General features: G+C 67.0%; 17 protein-coding genes and 1 pseudogene. 12 read left to right on the forward strand and 6 right to left on the reverse strand.

The genetic code is table 11. The features are described from left to right. Positions 1-102: 102 nt before the first annotated feature. Positions 103-681, reverse strand: coding sequence for a dihydroxy-acid dehydratase (locus LCM15_RS09580; protein WP_224855794.1), 579 nt, complete (start codon positions 679-681; stop codon positions 103-105). Between the two features lie 195 nt (positions 682-876). Between LCM15_RS09580 and LCM15_RS09585 the strand changes: the two genes are divergently transcribed. The 3 genes from LCM15_RS09585 (at position 877) to LCM15_RS09595 (ending at position 4,024) form a co-directional block, all read left to right on the forward strand. Next, positions 877-1,764 carry a CPBP family intramembrane glutamic endopeptidase gene (locus LCM15_RS09585; RefSeq protein WP_224855796.1) on the forward strand — a complete coding sequence of 296 codons (888 nt, stop codon included), beginning with the start codon at positions 877-879 and terminating at the stop codon, positions 1,762-1,764. A gap of 68 nt (positions 1,765-1,832) precedes the next feature. Then, positions 1,833-2,750, forward strand: a complete 918-nt coding sequence (gene accD / locus LCM15_RS09590) for an acetyl-CoA carboxylase, carboxyltransferase subunit beta (RefSeq protein WP_224855798.1) — start codon at positions 1,833-1,835, stop codon at positions 2,748-2,750. Further along, on the forward strand, positions 2,747-4,024 hold the full coding sequence (locus LCM15_RS09595; RefSeq protein ID WP_224855800.1) for a bifunctional folylpolyglutamate synthase/dihydrofolate synthase: 1,278 nt from the start codon (positions 2,747-2,749) through the stop codon (positions 4,022-4,024). Before accD ends, LCM15_RS09595 begins: the two co-directional genes overlap by 4 nt. A 596-nt stretch (positions 4,025-4,620) precedes the next feature. Here LCM15_RS09595 and zapE read toward each other — a convergent pair. Beyond that, entirely contained in the window at positions 4,621-5,697 is a 1,077-nt protein-coding gene (gene zapE, locus LCM15_RS09600) for a cell division protein ZapE (protein ID WP_224855802.1), read from the reverse strand. 143 nt (positions 5,698-5,840) lie between these two features. On the opposite strand from zapE, the gene LCM15_RS09605 reads away from it, so the two are divergent. Both LCM15_RS09605 and LCM15_RS09610 read left to right on the forward strand, forming a co-directional pair. Next, complete coding sequence (locus LCM15_RS09605; RefSeq protein WP_224855804.1) at positions 5,841-7,079, forward strand: MFS transporter; 1,239 nt, start codon at positions 5,841-5,843, stop codon at positions 7,077-7,079. A 151-nt stretch (positions 7,080-7,230) separates the two neighbouring features. Beyond that, positions 7,231-7,605 carry a rhodanese-like domain-containing protein gene (locus LCM15_RS09610; protein ID WP_224855806.1) on the forward strand — a complete coding sequence of 125 codons (375 nt, stop codon included), beginning with the start codon at positions 7,231-7,233 and terminating at the stop codon, positions 7,603-7,605. A gap of 103 nt (positions 7,606-7,708) precedes the next feature. Here the strand turns inward: LCM15_RS09610 and LCM15_RS09615 are convergent, their stop codons facing one another. Together LCM15_RS09615 and LCM15_RS09620 are read right to left on the reverse strand one after the other, a co-directional pair. Next, entirely contained in the window at positions 7,709-9,109 is a 1,401-nt protein-coding gene (locus LCM15_RS09615) for an aspartate aminotransferase family protein (RefSeq protein ID WP_224855808.1), read from the reverse strand. A gap of 342 nt (positions 9,110-9,451) precedes the next feature. Further along, on the reverse strand, positions 9,452-10,111 hold the full coding sequence (locus tag LCM15_RS09620) for a GntR family transcriptional regulator (RefSeq protein WP_224855810.1): 660 nt from the start codon (positions 10,109-10,111) through the stop codon (positions 9,452-9,454). 151 nt (positions 10,112-10,262) lie between these two features. On the opposite strand from LCM15_RS09620, the gene LCM15_RS09625 reads away from it, so the two are divergent. From LCM15_RS09625 to LCM15_RS09650, 6 genes and pseudogenes are all read left to right on the forward strand, one after another. Then, a complete protein-coding gene (locus LCM15_RS09625; protein WP_318246061.1) occupies positions 10,263-11,348 on the forward strand; it encodes a polyamine ABC transporter substrate-binding protein in 1,086 nt (361 codons plus the stop codon). 66 nt (positions 11,349-11,414) lie between these two features. Next, positions 11,415-12,195 (forward strand): annotated as a pseudogene (locus LCM15_RS09630) (ABC transporter ATP-binding protein); the annotation flags it as partial. Positions 12,196-12,254: 59 nt separating this feature from the next. Then, the gene (locus LCM15_RS22835) at positions 12,255-12,896 is read left to right on the forward strand and encodes a TOBE domain-containing protein (protein ID WP_224856659.1); all 642 of its coding nucleotides are present in this window, start codon (positions 12,255-12,257) and stop codon (positions 12,894-12,896) included. A gap of 3 nt (positions 12,897-12,899) precedes the next feature. Next, positions 12,900-13,790, forward strand: a complete 891-nt coding sequence (locus LCM15_RS09640; RefSeq protein WP_224855814.1) for an ABC transporter permease subunit — start codon at positions 12,900-12,902, stop codon at positions 13,788-13,790. Continuing rightward, a complete protein-coding gene (locus tag LCM15_RS09645; RefSeq protein WP_224855816.1) occupies positions 13,787-14,605 on the forward strand; it encodes an ABC transporter permease in 819 nt (272 codons plus the stop codon). Before LCM15_RS09640 ends, LCM15_RS09645 begins: the two co-directional genes overlap by 4 nt. Further along, complete coding sequence (locus LCM15_RS09650) at positions 14,602-15,921, forward strand: NAD(P)/FAD-dependent oxidoreductase (protein WP_224855818.1); 1,320 nt, start codon at positions 14,602-14,604, stop codon at positions 15,919-15,921. Before LCM15_RS09645 ends, LCM15_RS09650 begins: the two co-directional genes overlap by 4 nt. A 274-nt stretch (positions 15,922-16,195) precedes the next feature. Here LCM15_RS09650 and LCM15_RS09655 read toward each other — a convergent pair whose 3' ends face one another. Together LCM15_RS09655 and ggt are read right to left on the reverse strand one after the other, a co-directional pair. Next, positions 16,196-16,930, reverse strand: a complete 735-nt coding sequence (locus tag LCM15_RS09655; RefSeq protein ID WP_224855820.1) for an SDR family NAD(P)-dependent oxidoreductase — start codon at positions 16,928-16,930, stop codon at positions 16,196-16,198. Between the two features lie 32 nt (positions 16,931-16,962). Next, positions 16,963-18,630 (reverse strand): gamma-glutamyltransferase, encoded by a 1,668-nt coding sequence (gene ggt / locus LCM15_RS09660; RefSeq protein ID WP_224855822.1) that lies wholly within the window; start codon positions 18,628-18,630, stop codon positions 16,963-16,965. A gap of 454 nt (positions 18,631-19,084) precedes the next feature. Here ggt and LCM15_RS09665 point away from each other — a divergent pair, with 454 nt between their 5' ends. Further along, positions 19,085-20,086, forward strand: a complete 1,002-nt coding sequence (locus LCM15_RS09665; protein ID WP_224855824.1) for a DctP family TRAP transporter solute-binding subunit — start codon at positions 19,085-19,087, stop codon at positions 20,084-20,086. Positions 20,087-20,107: the final 21 nt, after the last annotated feature.

Here is a 20,107-nt window from a genome sequence, read left to right on the forward strand (position 1 = left end):
CTCTCGTGTCCCGGCCACTCTGCCCGCGGTGACCCTCGACACAGTTATGGCAAATCAATCGCATCGAATAAACGGTCAAATCCCCGGCGGCGCCGGCCCGGTCTAGCCCTGCGCCGGTGCGAGGTCCGGGCTCAGTCGCATGATCTCGCGGTGCACGCGGCTCAGCATTTCGGCGCCGTCGCGCCCGACGAGGCGGCTACCCTCGGGCGCATAGAGCGCCAGCCCGATCAGGTGGCCATTCTCGACAAAGGCCCCGCGCCAGTAGCGCCGATCGCCATTGTCCAGCACCTCGCTGCCGCCGTCTCCCAGCAGGGCCGTCGCCAGCCCATCGCGCGCGCTGCCCGAGACGAAGGGCTGACCCGCTTCGGCGGCCAGTGCCTCGGGCGCGGGGATGGCCGGGCTTTGCAGGCGCGGCCCCACGGTGATCGTCACCATCATCGGCTCGACAAAGGTGCCCTCCTCACTGCCCGACAGGATGTCGCACGAGGCCAGCACCGCGAAGCTGCGGCTGGCGCCCCGCGAGAGCGTCACCGGATCGACGCAATAGCCCCGCGGCCCCGCCACCACGATCTCGCCGCCGGCAAGCTTGGCGTTCGGCAGTGGCGCGCTGCCGGAGGTCGGCACGCAGGCCGTCAGCATCGCCAGCGCGGCGAGACCCGCGAGAGCCCTGTTCCAGATCATGCGTTCTTGCTCCACTCCCGTCTCGATCAGATCGGGATAGCGAAGCGCTTGCGCTGAAACAAGAAATGAATCCTGCAGTCGCTTTGGCGCCGGCCCCGAACCGCTCACGGCGGTTGCCGGCTCCCGCCCAAGGCCCTATCTCAGACCCATTCGAGGAGCGGCGCACGGCCCTCCAGCCGCGCCGGATCCGCCGCCATGTCCTACCGCCCGTTCCTGTTGATGACCGGCAGCGCTCGCCGCACCGAGCTCTGGCGGCTGAGCATCGGGCTGTGCCTGATCGTTCTGGTGGCCTTCGCCCTGCCGCAGGGCATCTTCGCGGTGGTCGCGGCGCTCGTCCCGCCCGAAACCACGCGGAGCTTTCTGACCGGACTGCAGCTGGGAGACACACCCACCACGCTACTGGTGCTACTGTTCGCCATGGGCACGCTCGGGATCGGCACCATCGCCGCCACGCAACTGATCCACCAGCGCCGCGCCCGCAGCCTCTTTGGCCCGATGCCGATGGCAGTGCGCCAGTTCGGGCGGGTCTTCTTCGCGGTGGCACTGCTCTACCTCGTGATCGCCCTCCTGCCGCCGTGGGACATGGCGCAGGATCTGCAACCGGGCCTGCCGACCGGTCAGTGGCTGACCCTGCTGCCGCTGACGCTCGCGGCGCTGCTGATCCAGACCGGCAGCGAAGAGCTGCTGTTTCGCGGCTACCTGCAATCCCAGCTTGCCGCGCGGCTGCCCCACCCGCCCGTCTGGCTCATCGCCCCCTCGGCGCTCTTCGCGCTGGGCCACTGGACGCCTGCCACCTATGGCGGCAACGCGTGGCTTGTGATGAGCTGGGCCTTCGTCTTCGGCCTTGCCGCCGCCGATCTCACCGCGCGGGCCGGCACGCTGGGTCCGGCCATCGCGCTGCACATGGTCAACAACCTCGTCGCCATCGCTCTGATCTCGCCGCAGGGCACGATGTCGGGGCTGGCCCTCTTTCAGCTTCCCTTCGGCGCCGGCGACGAAGAGGCGATCCGGGCGCTGCTGCCCTTCGACCTCGCGTCGATCGGTCTCAGCTGGCTGGCGGCAAGGATTGCCCTTCGGGCCTGAGGCGCGATTGCATTTTCATCGCAGCAGGCATAAGTGAGCCGCGACACGAAGTCGCGAAGGGCGCAGCCATGAACTGGATCACAAATTACGTTCGTCCCCGGATCAACTCGATCTTCTCGCGCCGCGAGATGCCCGAGAACCTCTGGACGAAGTGTGACAGCTGCGGAACCATGCTGTTCCACCGCGAGGTGACCGACAATCTCGGGGTCTGCACCAACTGCACCCACCACATGAACATCACGCCCCGGGCGCGCTTCACGGCCCTGTTCGACGGCGGCATCTTCTCCGAGATCGACGTCCCGGAACCGACGCAGGACCCGCTGCACTTCCGCGACCAGAAGAAGTACCCCGACCGGCTGCGCGCCGCGCAGCGTGCCACCGGCGAGAAGGAGGCGATGCTCGTCGCCGCGGGCGAGATCGGCCGCACCCCGGTGGTCTGTGCCGCGCAGGATTTCTCGTTCATGGCCGGGTCCATGGGCATGTATGTGGGCAACGCCATCATCAAGGCGGCGCAGGAGGCCAAGCGCCTGAAGCGTCCGCTCATCCTGTTCTCGGCCGCCGGCGGCGCGCGGATGCAGGAAGGCATCCTGTCGCTGATGCAGATGCCGCGCACCACCGTGGCGATCCAGATGCTGCGCGAGGCCGGGCTGCCCTATATCGTGGTGCTCACCCACCCGACCACCGGCGGCGTCACCGCCTCTTACGCGATGCTGGGCGACGTGCAGATCGCCGAGCCCAACGCGCTGATCTGCTTTGCCGGCCCCCGCGTCATCGAGCAGACCATCCGCGAGAAGCTGCCCGAGGGCTTCCAGCGCGCCGAGTACCTGCTCGAGCACGGGATGCTCGACCGCGTCACCGACCGCCGCCAGATGCGCGAGGAGCTGACCACCATCATTCGGATGCTGACCGGGATGCCGCCCGCGGTGCAGGGCGACCTGCCGCCGCCCGAGCCGCTGCCCGACACCGCGATCTCCGACGACACATGACCGCGCCGCAGGGGTCCGACGCCATCCTGCAGCGCATGATGTCGCTGCATCCCAAGATCATCGACCTGACCCTCGACCGGGTCTGGCGGCTGCTTGACGCGCTCGACCATCCCGAGCGCAAGCTGCCGCCGGTGATCCATGCCGCGGGTACCAACGGCAAGGGCTCGACGCTGGCGATGATCCGGGCGGGCTACGAGGGCGCGGGCAAGCGCGTCCACGCCTACACCTCGCCGCATCTGGCCCGCTTTCACGAGCGCATCCGTCTCGCCGGTGAGCTGATCCCCGAGGCGGAGCTGTCGGACGTGCTCGACGAGTGCTGGCAGGCCAATGGCGGCGAGAGCATCACCTATTTCGAGATCACCACCTGCGCCGCCTTCCTCGCCTTCTCGCGCACGCCCGCCGACGTGACGCTGATGGAGACGGGTCTTGGCGGGCGGCTCGATGCCACCAACGTGTTCGAGCGCCCGGCGATGACGGTGATCACGCCGATCTCGCTCGATCATCAACAGTTCCTCGGCGAAACGCTGGCGGAGATCGCCGGCGAGAAGGCCGGCATCCTCAAGCGCGGGGTGCCCTGCGTGGTCGGCCCGCAGCCCGAGGAAGCGATGGAGGTCATCGAGGCCCGCGCCGAGCGGCTCGGCGCGCCGCTGCTCGCCCACGGCCAGCACTGGCATGTCTGGGAAGAGCGCGGCCGGCTGGTGTTCCAGGACGAGACCGGGCTGATGGACCTGCCGCTGCCCAACCTGCCCGGCGCCCACCAGATCGAGAATGCCGGCGCCGCGCTGGCGGCACTGCGCCACCTCGGCCTTGGCGCCGATGCCTGCAACGCCGCGGTCACCGAAGCGCAATGGCCCGCCCGGATGCAGCGCCTGCGCAGCGGTCCGCTGCACGAGGCGGCGCCAGGCGTCGAGCTTTGGCTCGACGGGGGCCACAACCCGGCGGCGGGGATCGCGCTGGCACGCCATCTCGGCACCTTGTCCGCGCGCCCGACACACCTGATCTGCGGGATGCTCAACACCAAGGACATCAGCGGCTACCTGCGCCCGATGGCCGGCAAGGTCGCAAGCCTCACCGCCGTCTCGATCCCGGGCGAGGCCAACACCGTGCCAGCCGACGAGACCGCGCGCATCGCGGCGTCGGTCGGGATGCAGGCCGACACCGCCGGTTCGGTGGCCGAGGCGCTGGAGGGCATCGCGGCCAAGGACCCGCACGCCCGCGTTCTGATCTGCGGCTCGCTCTACCTCGCCGGGGCGGTACTGCGCGAAAACGGCTGAGCCGCGCCGTTCCGCCCGCTAAGCGCGACCGCTTTCCCTTGACCGCGTGATTCGCTGCCCCCTATATCTGGAGAGCACACGCGCGGTTCAGGCGCTAACGGTGCGCCCGCGATGTCTGCAATTTCGGCGTGGCAAAACTGCTTCAATTATAAGCTTCTCCGGCCACAACCCCTTGGGGTTGTCGGATATTTCAAACATACTTCTTGGCCGCGACACAAAATGTTGACGGTTCTCCGTAAAATCACCTATGTTGATGAAACAAGCAGCGTGTGGCGCAAGATCACGCGCAAGCCCGAGGGACAGGGACATGGGGACACAATTCGCCCTTGCGTGGCATCGCCTCGCAGACGGGATCGGAGCAGAGTCGTGCGACGGGCGCAGCCGCCCGGCACCGGCGCGCTTCAAGGCGAATGCCCCCGCCACTTCAGCCACTCACAGACATTGCGGAAGCCAGCGTCGCGCCTATTCAGCGTCGATGTCAGCCACCGCGCCTGCCCTCCGACCGGATTACTAACAGGCGATAATAATCAATCGAGCAGCCTGAGAGGGTCCTTCGGGACCCTCTTTTTATGGCCTCAGGCCCCGCGCCCTTGGCCTCAGGCGGACTGGCCCCAATCGGCGGCCTGCATCTCGCGCAGGCGGCTGGCGGTGCGCTCGAACTCGAAGGCCCCCGGCCCCTCGATATACAGGCTCTCGGGCTGGTCCACCGCCGAGACGATGAGCTTCACCCTAGCCTCGTAGAGCGCATCGATCAGCGTCACGAACCGCTTCGCCTCGTTGAAGTTCGACCGGCCCAGGCGAGGCACGTTCTCGAGCACCAGCAGGCGCAGCGCGTCAGCGATGGCAAGATAATCGCCCGGCCCGAGCATCTGGCCGCAGAGGTCGTAGAACGAGGCCCGCGCGACGCCGTTGTGATAGCGCGGCAGCTCGAGCTTGCGGCCCTTGATCGTCAGCACCAGCGGCTCTTCGTTGCCGTGGGTCAGCTCCTGCCAGACCCGGTCGATCTCGGCCCGCGCCTCGCGGTCGATGGGGGTGAAATAGACCTCTGCCCCCTTCAGCCGGTCCTGCCGGTGATCGCGCTCCGAGGCCAGCTCGCGCACCACGAGCCGCTCTTTGATCAGATCGATGAACGGCAGGAAGAGCTGCCGGTTGAGCCCGTCCTTGTAGAGATCGTCGGGCACCCGGTTCGAAGTGGTGACCACCACCGTGCCGGCCTGGAACAGCTCTTCGAAGAGCCGCCCGACCAGCATCGCGTCGGCGATGTCGGTGATCTGCATCTCGTCGAAGGCCAGCACCTTGACCGCGTCCGACACGCCCTTGGCCATCGGCTTGACCGGATCGTCGACGCCTTCGCCGCGCAGGCGGTGCAGCTCGGCCTGCATCTCCTGCATGAAGGCGTGGAAATGCACCCGGCGCACCGGCACGTCGAGGGTCTCGACGAAAAGATCCATCAGCATCGACTTGCCGCGCCCGACGCCGCCCCAGAGGTAAAGCCCCTTTGGCGGCTCGGGCGCCTTGGCCTTGCGGAACAGGCCGCGCCGGGGCTTGTCCGGCGTCTCGGCCAGCTCGCGGCGGATGCGTTCGAACTCGGGAAGCGCCTCTTCCTGCGCGGGATCGCGCTGGATGTGCCCGTCGGCAACGCGTTGGTCGTAAAGGTCGGTGAGCGTGGTCATATCCCGCGCATAGCTTGCCCGGCAGGGAAAGTGTAGATGCCTCACGCATCAGGATACGTGATTGTATCGGTCACATTTCTTCGATTGACGCCTTCCGAAGCGCGGCTCAGGTTGACGCCGCACCGCCGCAGAGGAAGCCTCTCATGCCCAAGCAACCCAGCATCTTCACCCCGGTCCTGATCGTCGGGTGTCTGATCATTCTCGTGTCCTTCGCGGTCCGGGCGAGCTTTGGCGTGTTCCAGATCCCGATCGCCGAGGAGTTCAACTGGCCGCGCGCCGAGTTCAGCCTCGCCATCGCGCTGCAGAACCTGTTCTGGGGCATCGGTCAGCCGCTCTTCGGCGCGATGGCCGAGCGCCTCGGCGACCGCAAGGCCATCGTCATCGGCGCCATCGTCTACGCGGTGGGTCTGGTGCTCTCGGCCGGTGCCAACACGCCGCTGGGGATGCAGAGCGCCGAGGTTCTGGTGGGCTTCGGCATCGCCGGCACCGGCTTCGGCGTGATCCTCGCCGTGGTGGGGCGGGCCTCGTCGGACGACAACCGCTCGATGTCGCTGGCGATCACCACCGCCGCAGGCAGCGCCGGGCAGGTGATCGGCGCGCCGCTGGCCGAGGCGCTTCTCGGGGTCTACACGTGGCAGACCGTGTTCCTGATCTTTGCTGCGCTGATCCTCGCGATGCTGCTCACGCTGCCCCTGATGCGCGCCCCCGCCGCCAGCAAGGCCGAGATCGAGGAGAGCATGGGCACGATCCTCAAGCGCGCCGCGCGCGATCCGTCCTTTGCCATGATCTTCATCGGCTTCTTCTCCTGCGGCTACCAGCTGGCCTTCATCACCGCGCATTTCCCGGCCTTCGTCGAGGAGATGTGCGGCCCGATCCAGCCCGGCGGCGTGCTGCACTCGGTCGGCATCACCACCACCTCGGCGCTCGGCGCATGGGCCATCGCGGTGATCGGCATCGCCAACATCGCCGGCACGCTGGCCGCCGGCTGGGCCGGGAAGCGCTTCCCGCGGAAGTACCTGCTGGCGCTGATCTACACCGGCCGCACGATCGCCGCGGCGCTGTTCATCATGCTGCCGATCACGCCGGCCTCGGTGATCGTGTTCAGTGCCGTCATGGGCTCGCTCTGGCTTGCCACGGTGCCGCTGACCTCGGGCCTCGTCGCGCATCTCTACGGGCTGCGCTACATGGGCACGCTCTATGGCATCGTGTTCTTCTCGCACCAGCTTGGCGGCTTTCTCGGGGTCTGGCTCGGGGGACGGATGTACGACGCCTTTGGCGATTACACGCTGGTCTGGTGGATCGGCGTCGGCGTCGGCGCACTCTCGGCGATCATTCACCTGCCGGTGAAGGAACACCGCGCCCCGGTGCCTGTCGCCAGCTAAGGCTCTACCTTCCGGCACGGGTATCAAACGCACGGGCCTCGACCGGTCCCCGGGTCTGCCGCACCCGGACCGGCGGTCTTGCTCTTGCGCGAGGGTAAACACATACTAAGTGTGGAATGTAACCGTCTGGACCCGTCGAAAGGAGACTCCCATGAAGACCGAACAGGTCGGCGACAGCCGTCTCGAAACCTGGACCGTGGACGAGGTTCAGCAGGCTTTTGACGGCAACGAGATCGTGCTGATCGACGTGCGCACCCCGCAGGAATACATGTTCGAGCATATCGAGGGCGCGCTGCTGATGCCGCTCGCCTTCTTCGACGCCGCAAAGCTGCCCGGTCAGGGCGAGAAGCGCATCGTGTTTCACTGCGGCTCGGGCGTGCGCTCGGAAAAGGTCGCCCGGAGCGCGCTCGCGGCGGGCTTCGACAGGATCGCCCATATCGAGGGCGGCTTTGGCGCGTGGAAAGGCGCCAAGAAACCCTTCATCGGCACCGACATGGCCACCGGCGCCCCGCGCCGGGTGAGCTGACCACGACCACACGGATCACGATGAAACGCAAAGAGCCCGGCGTCGCTTTCGCAGACGCCGGGCTTTGTTGTTTTCACGACGGGGCGCGCCCCTGCCGTAAGGCTCAGCGCGTGCCTGCGACCATCAGCCCCTGCTTCTTCAGCTCGGCATGGCATTCGTCGAGCGAGCGGGTGGCCCGCTCGATCAGCGTGTCGATCTCGCCCTTCGAGAGCACCAGCGGCGGCGAGATGATCATGCGGTCGCCGACATGGCGCATCACGAGGTTGTTGGCGAAGCAGCGCTCGCGGCAGATATAGCCCACGGTGCCCTCATCGGCGGCAAAGGGCGCGCGGTTGGCCTTGTCCGGGGTCAGCGCCAGCGAACCCATGAAGCCCGAAATCTTGGCCTCGCCCACCAGCGGATGCTCGGCCAGCGCCTCGAATTTCTGCTTGAGATAGGGGCCCGTCTCTTCGCGGACGCGGGTGACGATGCCCTCTTCGTCGAGGATGCGCAGGTTCTCGAGCGCCACGGCAGCCGCCACGGGATGGCCAGAATAGGTGTAGCCGTGGTTGAACTCGGTCTTGCCGATGACCCCGGCGATCTCGTCGTTGATGATCGAGCCGCCGATCGGCTGGTAGCCCGAGGAGAGGCCCTTGGCGATGGTCATGATATGCGGCCGGATGCCCATGGTCTCGGAGCCGAACCAGTTGCCGGTGCGCCCGAAGCCGCAGATCACCTCGTCGGCGATCAACAGGATGCCGTATTTGTCGACGATGCGCTGGATCTCGGGCCAGTAGGTCTCGGGCGGAATGATCACGCCGCCGGCGCCCTGCACCGGCTCGGCGATGAAGGCCGCGACCTTCTCGGGGCCGATCTCCTCGATGGCCTGCTCAAGTTGGCGCGCGCGCTCGAGGCCGAACTCCTCGGGGCTCATGTCACCACCTTCGGCCCACCAGTTGGGCTGGTCGATGTGGTGGATGTCGGGGATCGGCATACCGCCCTGCGCGTGCATCCCCTTCATGCCGCCAAGGCTGCCCGAGCCGACAGACGAGCCGTGATAGGCGTTCCAGCGCGAGATGATCACCTTGCGCTCGGGCTGGCCCTTCTCTTCCCAGTAGGCGCGCACGAGACGGATGTTGGTGTCGTTCGCCTCGGAGCCGGAGGAGGCGAAGAACACGTTGTTCAGATCACCCGGCGCCAGCTCGGCGATGCGCGCCGAAAGCTGGATCGCCGGCACGTGCGTGGTCTGGAAGAAGGTGTTGTAGTAGGGCAGCTCTTCCATCTGGCGCGCCGCGGCGGCGGCCAGTTCCTTGCGGCCATAGCCCAGGTTCACGCACCACAGCCCGGCCATGCCGTCGAGGATGCGCTCGCCCTCGCTGTCGGTGAGCCAGCAGCCCTCGGCGCGGGTGATCACCCGCGCGCCCTTGCGGGCAAGATCGGCCCCGGTGGTGAACGGGTGCATGTGGTGAGCGGCGTCCAGCGCCTGAAGCTCGGCGGTGGGCGTATTGGTGGAAATCAGCGTCATGGCCGAGCCTCCTTGGGGAATCCGGGTTTGGCCGCAGAATATGATCAAATTATTTCCTGTCAATCGAATCGCGCCATCCCATTGCTCGCGAGGCGCGCAACGTGGCCGGCGGCTCACCTGCGAGAGAGGCTGGAACTCACGCCCAAAGCGGGCTCACCGCGGCATCGTCATGCTGGAAATAGGTCTGCGGGACGACCCGCCCGCGCAGGCCGGCGAGAAGAGGAAGGTCACCTCAGCGCTACAGGTATCGGGGAACGTGACTCCACCACGCCGCGAGGCTGAACGAGTCGGACCGCCATACCGCCGCCCAGCGATGACCCCATGCCCCTTCTACCGGCCCCCTCACCCCTCGAGCGCGGCCGAGATCTGCTCCATGCCCTGCCGCACGTCCTTCTCCATCGCCTCCGCCGCGGCCGCGGCATTGCCGCTCTCGAGCGCGTCGAGGATTGCCTTGTGCTGGTCCGGCAGGTTGCGGGTGCCGAACTGGCCGCAGACCACCCGCAGCGACGGACCGAAGCGCAGCCACAGCCCCTCGACCAAGTCGGTGAGAATCGGCGCCCCGGCGAGGTCGTTCAACTCGGCATGGAACTGGTGGTTCTCGACGAGGTAGCCGGTGACGTCACCCTTGCCGATGGCCGCATCGAGCCGGGCATCCGTGGCCCGCAGCCGGGCCGCGCCCTCGGCCCCGCAGCGCTCTGCCGCGCGCCGCGCAAGCTGCGGCTCGAGCGCCACGCGCGCCAGCGTCAGCTCCTCCACCGCCGCCGCGTCGAGCACCGGCACGGTGATCCGCCGGTTGCCTTGAAAGACCAGCGCCCCTTCTGCGATCAGCCGCCGCAGAGCCTCGCGCACCGGGGTCATGCCGACCTCGAGCCGCTCCACCAGCCCCTGGATCGTCACCGGCTGCCCGGGCGCAAGCTCGCCGAACAGGATCATGTCCCGCAGGCGGCGATACACCACCTCGTGGGTCGGGAGCCCGGCGCTGTCTGCACGCATATTCACCATCTGCCTCCTGCTTGACCAAACTGCCCGCAAAGCCATCTTGCACGGTACCTTGGGCCGTGGAAACATCTCTTATGTTGCCAACGGGCGCAACATTTGATCAAATTCATGGACCACGGGGCGACAAGACCCCATGACCAACCGGGAGCACATGATGAAGACACCCTTTCTGACCCTCACCGCGACCCTCGCCCTGACCGCCGGACTGGCGCAGGCCGATGAGGTCCGGGTCTACAACTGGTCCGACTATATCGACGAAAGCCTGTTGGCCAAGTTCGAGGAAGAGACCGGCATCGACCTGATCTACGACGTGTTCGACAGCAACGAGGTGCTCGAGACCAAGATGCTCGCCGGCAGCTCGGGCTATGACGTGGTGGTCCCCACCGGCACCTTCCTGCAGCGCCAGATCTCGGCCGGCGCGTTCCAGCCGCTCGACAAGTCGAAGCTGCCCAACATCGAGAACATGTGGGACGTGATCTCGGAGCGCACCGAGAAGTACGACCCCGGCAACGAATACGCCATCAACTACATGTGGGGCACCACCGGCATCGGTGTGAACGAGCCCAAGGTGCGCGAGATCCTCGGCGAGGACGCCCCCGTGACCTCGTGGGACCTCGTCTTCGATCCGGCCAACATGGAAAAGCTCGCGGACTGCGGCGTGATGTTCCTCGACGCCCCGGCCGAGATGATCCCGGCGGCGCTGAACTACATCGGCGAGGATCCCGACAGCCACGATCCCGACGTGATCGCCAAGGCGGAAGAGGTCTACATGCCGATCCGCCCCTACATCCAGAAATTCCATAGCTCGGAATACATCAACGCGCTGGCCAACGGCGACATCTGCGTCGCAGTGGGCTGGTCCGGCGACATCCTGCAGGCGCGCGACCGCGCCGCCGAGGCCGACAACGGCGTCGAGATCTCCTACTATGCCCCGGACGAGGGGGCGCAGATGTGGTTCGACCAGATGGCGATTCCGGTCGACGCTCCGAACCCCGAGGCGGCGCACACCTTCCTGAACTTCATCATGGATGCCGAGAACATGGCCGCGGCGTCGAACTACGTCTACTACGCCAACGGCAACAAGGCCTCGCAGGAGTACCTGGCAGAGGACGTGATCGGCGATCCGGCGATCTATCCCTCGCCCGAGGCGATGGAAAACACCTACACCACCACGCCCTTCGAGCCCCGTGTCCAGCGCGACGTCACGCGCCTCTGGACCAAGATCAAGTCCGGCACCTGATCCGCGACTGACCGGCCCGCGCCCTGCCAGGGCGCGGGCCTTTCTCTGACAGGACGTACCCCCCACATGGCCCAGACCGTCTTTGCCCCTTGGAAAGACCGAGATCAGAAGCCTCTGATCGAGTTCCGCAACGTGACCAAGCGCTTCGGCGACTTCACCGCGATCGACAACCTTTCGCTCAACATCTACGAGCGCGAGTTCTTCGCCCTGCTCGGCCCCTCGGGCTGTGGCAAGACGACGATGATGCGGATGCTCGCCGGCTTCGAAAGCGTGACCGAGGGCCATATCTGGCTGGGCGGGCAGGACATCATCAGCGTGCCGCCGAACAAGCGCCCGGTGAACATGATGTTCCAGAGCTACGCGCTGTTCCCGCACCTGTCGATCTGGGACAACATCGCCTTCGGCCTGCGGCGCGAGAGCAAGGACAAGGAGATGATCGGGGAGCGCGTCGAGGAGATGCTGCGACTCACCCGCCTGACCAAGTTCGCCAAGCGCAAGCCGCACCAGATCTCCGGCGGCCAGCGGCAGCGGGTGGCACTGGCGCGCAGCCTCGCCAAGGCCCCGAAGCTTCTGCTGCTCGACGAACCGCTGGGCGCGCTCGACAAGAAGCTTCGCGAGGAAACCCAGTTCGAGCTGATGGACATTCAGGAAACCACCGGTACCACCTTCGTGATCGTGACCCACGATCAGGAAGAGGCGATGACCGTCGCCTCCCGCATTGCGGTGATGGACGAGGGCCGGCTGGTTCAGGTCGACACGCCGGACGTGATCTACGAGGCGCCGAACTCGGTCTACGTGGCCGACTTCATCGGCGACGTGAACCTCATCCCCGGCACCGCAAGGCTGCGGCCGGCCGAACCCGAGCCGCCGGTTGCGGCGCCGACCCTCGCCAAGGACCCGGCGCCCGTGGCCGAAGCCCCGGCGCCCGCGACTGAAACGACCGCCCCCCCGCCCACCGCGCAGGCAGACGCGCCCGCGGATGCCCGTCAGCCCGCGCCCAACGAGCGCGGCGAGTGGATCTACAAGAAGGTCTTCGCCCGCTTCCTCGGCCAGCGCGACCTCGCGACGCCGCAACTGCCGCCACCCAGCCCCGGAGAGCTCGCCGCCGCCCGCAAGGCCGAGGCCGACGCCGAGCGCGCGAATACCCCCACGCCCGACGCGGCCCGCGCGCCTGCGCCCGCGGCCAAGCCCCACGGCACCGAAACCAAGTCCGGTGGCATCCTCATCGACTGGGCCGAGGGCCAGCCTCCGATCATCGTCGCCAATGGCGACACGGCGCTCGACGGCAAGCCGGTCACCCTGTCGATCCGCCCGGAGAAGGTCACCATCGACCTCGAAAAGCCCGACCGGCCCAACGTTCTGCCCGGCAAGGTCATCGACATCGCCTACCTCGGCAACATCTCGACCTACCATGTCGAGCTTGCGAGCGGGCGCATGGTCAAGGCACAGATGGTCAATGCCCGGCGCCTCTCGAACCGGCACATCACCTGGGAAGACGCGGTCTGGATCGGCTTTACCGAGACCGCCGGCGTCGTTCTCGAGGAGTAAGCCATGCGCCGCTTCACGCTGATCGCCATCCCGTATTTCTGGCTGCTGGTCCTGTTCCTCGTCCCCTTCGTGATCGTGCTCAAGATCTCGCTCTCGGACGTGGCACTGGCCCGGCCGCCCTACACGCCACAGCTCGACCTGTCGCTCGGCTGGGAGGGGCTGCGCACCTTCTTTTCCGGGCTCGACTTCGAGAATTTCGTCTTCCTGACCACCGACGATCTCTACTGGAAGGCCTATGTCAGCTCGCTCAAGATCGCGCTGGTCTCGACCCTGCTGACGCTGATGGTGGGCTATCCCATCGCCTACGGCATGGCGCGCGCCCCGAACGAGTGGCGCCCGACCCTGCTGATGCTGGTGATCCTGCCGTTCTGGACCTCGTTCCTGATCCGCGTCTACTCGTGGATGGGGATCCTCGCGAACGAGGGCACGCTCAACACGGTGCTGCTCTGGCTCGGGGTGATCGACACGCCGCTGCAGATCATGAACACCAACACCGCGGTCTATATCGGCATCGTCTACACCTACCTGCCCTTCATGGTGCTGCCGATCTACTCGGCGCTCGAGAAGATGGACGAGAGCCTCATCGAGGCCGCCGAGGATCTCGGCTGCTCGAAGCTCGCCGCCTTCTGGCTGGTGACCTGGCCGCTCTCGCGCAACGGCATCATCGCCGGCTGCTTCCTGGTGTTCATCCCGGCCATCGGCGAATTCGTGATCCCCTCGCTGCTCGGCGGCTCCGGCACGCTGATGATCGGTAAGGTGCTGTTCGAGGAGTTCTTCTCGAACCGTGACTGGCCGGTGGCCTCGGCGGTGGCGGTGATCCTGCTGCTGATCCTGATCATCCCGATCATCCTGTTCCAGCGCAACGAGCAGAAGGCACGGGAGGCCGAAGGATGAGACGCTTTTCCTGGTTCAACGTCACATCGCTGACGCTCGGCTTCGCCTTCCTGTACCTGCCGATGATCCTGCTGGTGGTCTACAGCTTCAACGAAAGCCGACTGGTCACCGTCTGGGCCGGCTTCTCGACCAAGTGGTACGGCGAGCTTCTGCGCAACGAGGAGTTCCTCGATGCCGCCTGGGTGACGCTCAAGGTCGCGGTGTTCTCATCGACGATCGCGACGGTGCTCGGCACCATGGCGGCCTACGTGCTGGTGCGCGCGGGTCGGTTCCGGGGGCGCACGCTGTTCTCGGGGATGATCTATGCACCGCTAGTGATGCCCGAAGTGATCACCGGTCTGTCGCTGCTGCTGCTGTTCATCGGCATCGGGCTCGACCGGGGCGTGCTGACCATCGTGCTGGCGCACACCACCTTCTCGATGTGCTACGTCTCGGTGGTGGTGTCGTCGCGGCTCACCAGCTTCGACCGCTCGCTCGAGGAGGCGGCGCTGGATCTCGGCTGCTCGCCCTTCGAGGCGTTCCGGCTGGTGACCCTGCCGATCATCGCGCCGGCGGTGATATCGGGATGGCTGCTGGCCTTTACCCTGTCGCTCGACGACCTGGTGATCGCGAGCTTCACCACCGGCCCCTCGGCCACCACCCTGCCGATCAAGATCTTCTCGGCGGTGCGGCTTGGTGTCAGCCCCGAGATCAACGCCCTCTCGACCCTCTTGATCGCCATCGTCACCCTGGGCGTCATCACCGCCTCGATCGTGACCAAGCGCGCCGCCGTGGCGCAGGCGCGCGACGAACAGGCGGCCGAGCGCAACGAATGAAACGCATCTACGAGGCCCCGGCCTACGGGCCGCAGGGCAAGTGCTACTGGGCCGACACGGTCGCGCCGGAAGACTGGCCCGCGCTCCCCGGACCGCGCCACAGCGAGGTCGCCATCATCGGCGGCGGCTTCACCGGGCTGTCGGCGGCACTGCATCTCGCGCAGGACGGCGTCGAGGTCACCGTGCTCGAGGCTGCGCACGCGGGCTACGGCGCCTCGGGCCGCAATGGCGGGTTCTGCTGCCTCGGCGGCTCGAAGGGATCGAGCGCCTATCTGCGCAGGCGCTACGGCGAGACGGCCCTGCGCAATTGGCGCGCCACCGAGAAGGCCGCCGTCGCCACGGCGCAGGAGTTGATCGACGCGCACGGCATCGAGGCGGACACCCATTCCGAGGGCGAGACCCTGATCGCCCACTCGCCGCGCGCCTTTGGCAAGATGCGCGACGGGATCGAGGAGGCCGAGCGCGAATACGGTGTTACCCCGCAACTCATCGAGCTTGAGGAGATGGCGGCGCACGGGCTTTCGGGGCCGTTCTTCGGCGCTATGACCACGCCCGTCGGCTTTGCCCTCAACCCGCGCAAGTACCACGCGGGTCTCGCCCGCGCGGCGCAGGGCGCCGGCGCCGCGCTGCACGGTCACAGTCCGGTCACCGCGCTGCGTCGGAACGGGCGCTGGCAGCTCGAGACCCCGCATGGCACGGTCACCGCCGACCGCGTGATCCTCGCCACCAACGGCTATTCCTCGGAAGACCTGCCCGACTGGCTGCGTGCCCGCTACCTGCCGGTGCAGTCGAGCGTCATCGTGACGGCGCCTCTCGAGCAGAGGCAGCTTGACGCGCAGGGCTGGACCTCGCACCAGATGGCCTATGACACGCGGGTCCTGCTGCACTACTTCCGCCTGATGCCGAACGGGCGGTTCCTGTTCGGGATGCGGGGCGGGCTGACCGCGACGCCCGGGGCGCGGGCATCGATCTCGCGCAAGATCCGCGCCGATTTCGCCCGCATGTTCCCGGGCTGGCAGGATGTCGAGATCACCCATGAATGGGACGGGCTGGTGTGCCTGATGGCAAGCCTCACGCCGTTTGCCGGGGCGGTCCCGGATCATCCGGGCCTGTTTGCGGGCATGGGCTATCACGGCAACGGCGTCGCCATGGCGAGCCACACTGGCATGGTGCTGGCCGATCTGGTGCAGGACAAACCACCGCGCGGGCCCTACCCCGAGATCATGCGACACCCGCCGCGCCGCTTTCCGCTGGGCCGCTGGCGCAGGGCGCTGCTGGCCCCGGCCTACGCCACGGCGACGCTGTTCGATCTTTGAGAGGCACGACCTTTCGGGATCAGGACGCCGCCGCGCATCGTCGGGCCGCGGATCGGCGATACCAGTGCAGAATCCCTCGATTTATCCCCGCCGAACCCGAAGGACCTCACAGCTCGGCACCCAGTCCGACCAAATCGCTGGTCCGGGGGGCGGCCCGACGATGCGCGGCGGCCTGCGGCCTTGATTCCGCGCTGGTCTCCGCTCAATTGCCCCAAACGAAAACGCCCCCACCGCAGCAATCCGCGACGAGGGCCCTTCACTGAATTCCCGAACCTCAGGCGTGCTGGCCACCGTTCACGTCGATCGAGGCGGCGTTGACGTAGGAGGCCTGCTCCGAGCACAGGAACAGCACCACGCGCGCCACCTCGTCGGGCTTGCCCAGACGGCGCAGCGGGATGATCTCGGTCATCTCCTCGGTGCCCGGAGACAGGATCTCGGTCTCGATCTCGCCCGGGGTCACGAGGTTCACCCGCACGCCACGCGGCCCGAGCTCGGCCGCCGCCTCGCGGGTCAGCGCGTCGAGCGCCGCCTTCGAGCAGGCATAGGCCGCACCGGCATAGGGGTGCACCCGCTTGCCCGCGATCGAGCCCACGTTGACCACCGCGCCGCGGGCCTGCTCGAGCTCGGGCAGAAGATCGCGCATCAGCGCCGCCGGCCCCAGCAGGTTGACCGACAGCACCTGCAGCCAGACGTCGTCGCTGCTCTCGGCGATGCCGAGCCGCGCTCCGTCGTCGCCCTTGGGCGAAATGCCGGCATTGTTGACGATGGCATGCAACTTGCCATCCCCAAGCGTCTCGCGCACCCGAGCCACGAGGTCGGCGCGCGCCTCGGCATCGGCCAGATCGCCCTGGAAATGGTCGGTCGAGCCCGCGTGCCACGGGCAGCGCGAGTCGAACGCGGTGCGCGACACGGTCAGCACCCGCCAGCCCGCCGCCTGGAACACCTTCACCGTGGCGTGGCCGATGCCCCGGCTCGCGCCGGTCAGCAGCAATGTCTTCTGATCTGTCATGGCTTGGCCTTTCCGCACATGCGACTCACGCACTAGATGTGGAACGCAATGCCCGCGTCGGCAAGGCCACCGCCGAGCGCCGAGACGGTTCCGTCCGCCCGCCAGCAGGCGGCGCCAGTCATTTCACCGTCCGGCCCGAAGGCGATGGCGTTCATGCCTCCGCCGATATGCGGCACGATCTTGATCTCGTGCCCCATCGCCGCCAGCGCCTCCTCGTGGTGCGCGTAGCCCGGCTCGAGCTCCACATGCGCGCCCTCGGTCCAGATCCGCGGCGCCTCGACCGCCTGCTGCGGGGTCATGCCGAAATCGATCATGTTGACGATGGCCTGCATCGCCGAGGGGAAGATCCGAACCGCGCCCGGCAGCCCCAGCGCAAAGCTCGGCCTGCCGTCCTTCAGCACGATCATCGGCGCCATCGAGGTCGGCACCCGCTTGCCCGGCGCGATCGACAGCGCCTTTCCGGGATGCGGGTCGAAATTGTACATGTAGTTGTTGGGGATCATGCCCGTGCCCGGCACCATGAACCGCGCACCGAAGAGCCCGTTGATGGTGTGGGTGGCCGAGACGATCATGCCGTCGCGGTCGGCCACGGTGATGTGGGTGGTGTTGTTGCTCTCGTAGCCCGGCGGCACATGACCCGCGCCGCCCGCGGGCCGCATCCGGGCGCGGCAGGCCTCGGCATAGTCCTTCGAAATCAGCTTATCGACGGGGATGTCGACGAAATCCGGATCGCCCGAGGCGGCGCGCCGGTCCTCGAAGCCCACGCGGATCACCTCGGCCAGCAGGTGCAGCCGCTCGGGGTTGTCAAAGCCCATCGCACTGAGGTCATAGGCCTCGAGCATGTTGAGCATCTGAGCCACGTGCACCCCGGACGAGGCGGGCGGTGGAGGGCCGACGATGTCGTGGCCGCGATAGCTGCCGAAGATCGCGTCGCGCTCGCGCGCGGTATAGCCCGTCAGATCGGCCATCGAGACGTGGCCGGCATCCTCGCCGCCGGTGGCCAGCGCCTCGACCAGCGCCGCGCCGAGCGCGCCGCCATGCAGCGCCCCGGCGCCTTCCTTGGCGACCAGTTTCAGGCTCTCGGCATAGTCGGCCTGCACGAGGCGATGGCCCGGCTTGGCGGGGCTGCCGTCCGGCAGGAAATGGCGCGAGATCTCGGGATCCTTCGACATATCCTCGGCATGGCGCGCGATGTTGGACGACAAGTAGGAGGTCACCGGGAAGCCGCCGGCGGCAAGGCGGATCGCCGGGGCGATCACGTCCGCGAAGGGCAGCGCGCCGTGGGCTGCGTGCATCTGGCACCAGCCGCGCAGGTTGCCGGGCACCGCAACCGAGGACGCGCCCACGAGGTTCCGGCGGCCGGCGGTTTCCATGTAGTCGGGCAGTGCGTCCGAGACCGGGGTGAACATGTCGGGCGTCGCCGCGGCACCAGCCTGCGACAGGCAGTCATAGACCGTGTGGGTGCCGTCGGGCAGGCGCAGGTGCGAGACGCCGCCACCGACGATGCCGACCATCATTGGCTCGACCACGGTCAGCGTGAGCAGCGCCGCCACCGCCGCGTCGACGGCATTGCCGCCGAGCGCCATCATCTCGTGTCCTGCGGCAGAGCCCAGCGGATGGTTGGTCACCACCACCCCCTGCGATCCGCTTGCGGGGGTTTTGCGACAGAGGAAGGGCAGCGGCGTCGGGGCGTTGGTCATCGGTCTTTGCTCTCTTTTCCGGGTCTGTCGGTCGATACCATCCCTGCCGCCTGGGCGCAGAGAAATGTGGCTTCGGTCAAAGTATCCACGCCGTCCTGATCTTGGCAAGGTTGCGCGGGGCGCCGCCGTCGAAACCTCAGAAAAACCGCGGATCGAGCGCATGGGGCCCACTTGTTCCTGCCCCGAATTGACCCTATTCGCCTTCGTGTCGGGGAAATTTCGTGAGCGGCTGTCTCTCGACAGCGCACGAATCTAGGCATTTTGCCCAAAAACCGGGCAATATTTTTGAATTTCCCGATAAAAGTGAGCAAAAAACGCCAAAACAGACGAATACTTGACCGAACAGTCGATATTTTGTGAATATTCAGTCACAAATACACGACGGGACCCAACACCGTTCGCAACAGGGATTCGCCCGCGCGCACCGCTCACGGGCCACCGAAGGAGACACGCCATGACCTTTTACAACCCCCTTGGAACGCTGCTCGCAGCGGCGGCGCTGAGCGCCGCCATCGCCGCCCCCGCCGCGGCGCGCGACATCAAGATCGGCCATTTCGGTGCCCCGGGCACCCCGTTCGACGAGGGCGTGCAGTACTTCGCCGAGCAGGTCGAGGCGCTGTCTGACGGTGCCTATACCGTCACCAACTTCCCCTCGGGCCAGCTTGGCAACGAGGCGCAGCAGATCGGCGCGCTGCAGGGCGGCCTGCAGGAAATGCTGATCACCTCCTCGACCAACCTGATCAAGTACAACGAGCTGTTCCAGCTCATCGACCTGCCCTTCGCCTTCGAAGACGACGCGGCCACCGATGCCGTGCTGCTCGGAGAGGTCGGCGACAAGATGCTGGCCGGCCTCGACGGCTCGGGCATGAAGGGGCTGACCTTCATCGACAACGGCTTCCGCGACCTGTCGAACTCCGAGCGCCCGATCGAGACACTCGAGGATTTCAAAGGCCTGTCGTTCCGCGTGATCGGCGCGCCGGTGTTCATCAACACCTTCTCGGCGCTTGGCACCAACCCGGTTCCGATGCCCTTCCCCGAGGTCTACACCGCGCTCGAGACCGGCACCGTCGACGGGCAGGACAACCCGCTCATCACCGTGCGCGACGTGAACTTCTTCGAGGTGCAGGACTACCTGACCACCTCCAAGCACGCCTATTCAGCGCTCGTGCTGCTGGTGAGCCAGCCATTCTGGAACAGCCTCTCGGACGAGGACAAGGCGATGCTGCAGGAGGCCGCCGACGCCACGGCGCTCGAGAACCGCAAGATCATGCGCGCCGCCGTCGAGGACGCCAAGGCGTTCCTGTCCAGCGAGGAAGGCGGCATGACCGTCTCCGAGTTCACCCCGGAGGCCCGCGCCGAGATCGTCGAGGCGGTGGCCCCGGTGACCGAAGAGCTGCTCACCGATGCGATCCGTCCCCTCTATGAGGAGATGCAGGCCACGCTGGCCGCGGACTGATCGTATCGCCAAGGGGTCGGC

The organism is Salipiger bermudensis, from assembly GCF_020171625.1.
Classification (GTDB): domain Bacteria; phylum Pseudomonadota; class Alphaproteobacteria; order Rhodobacterales; family Rhodobacteraceae; genus Salipiger; species Salipiger bermudensis_B.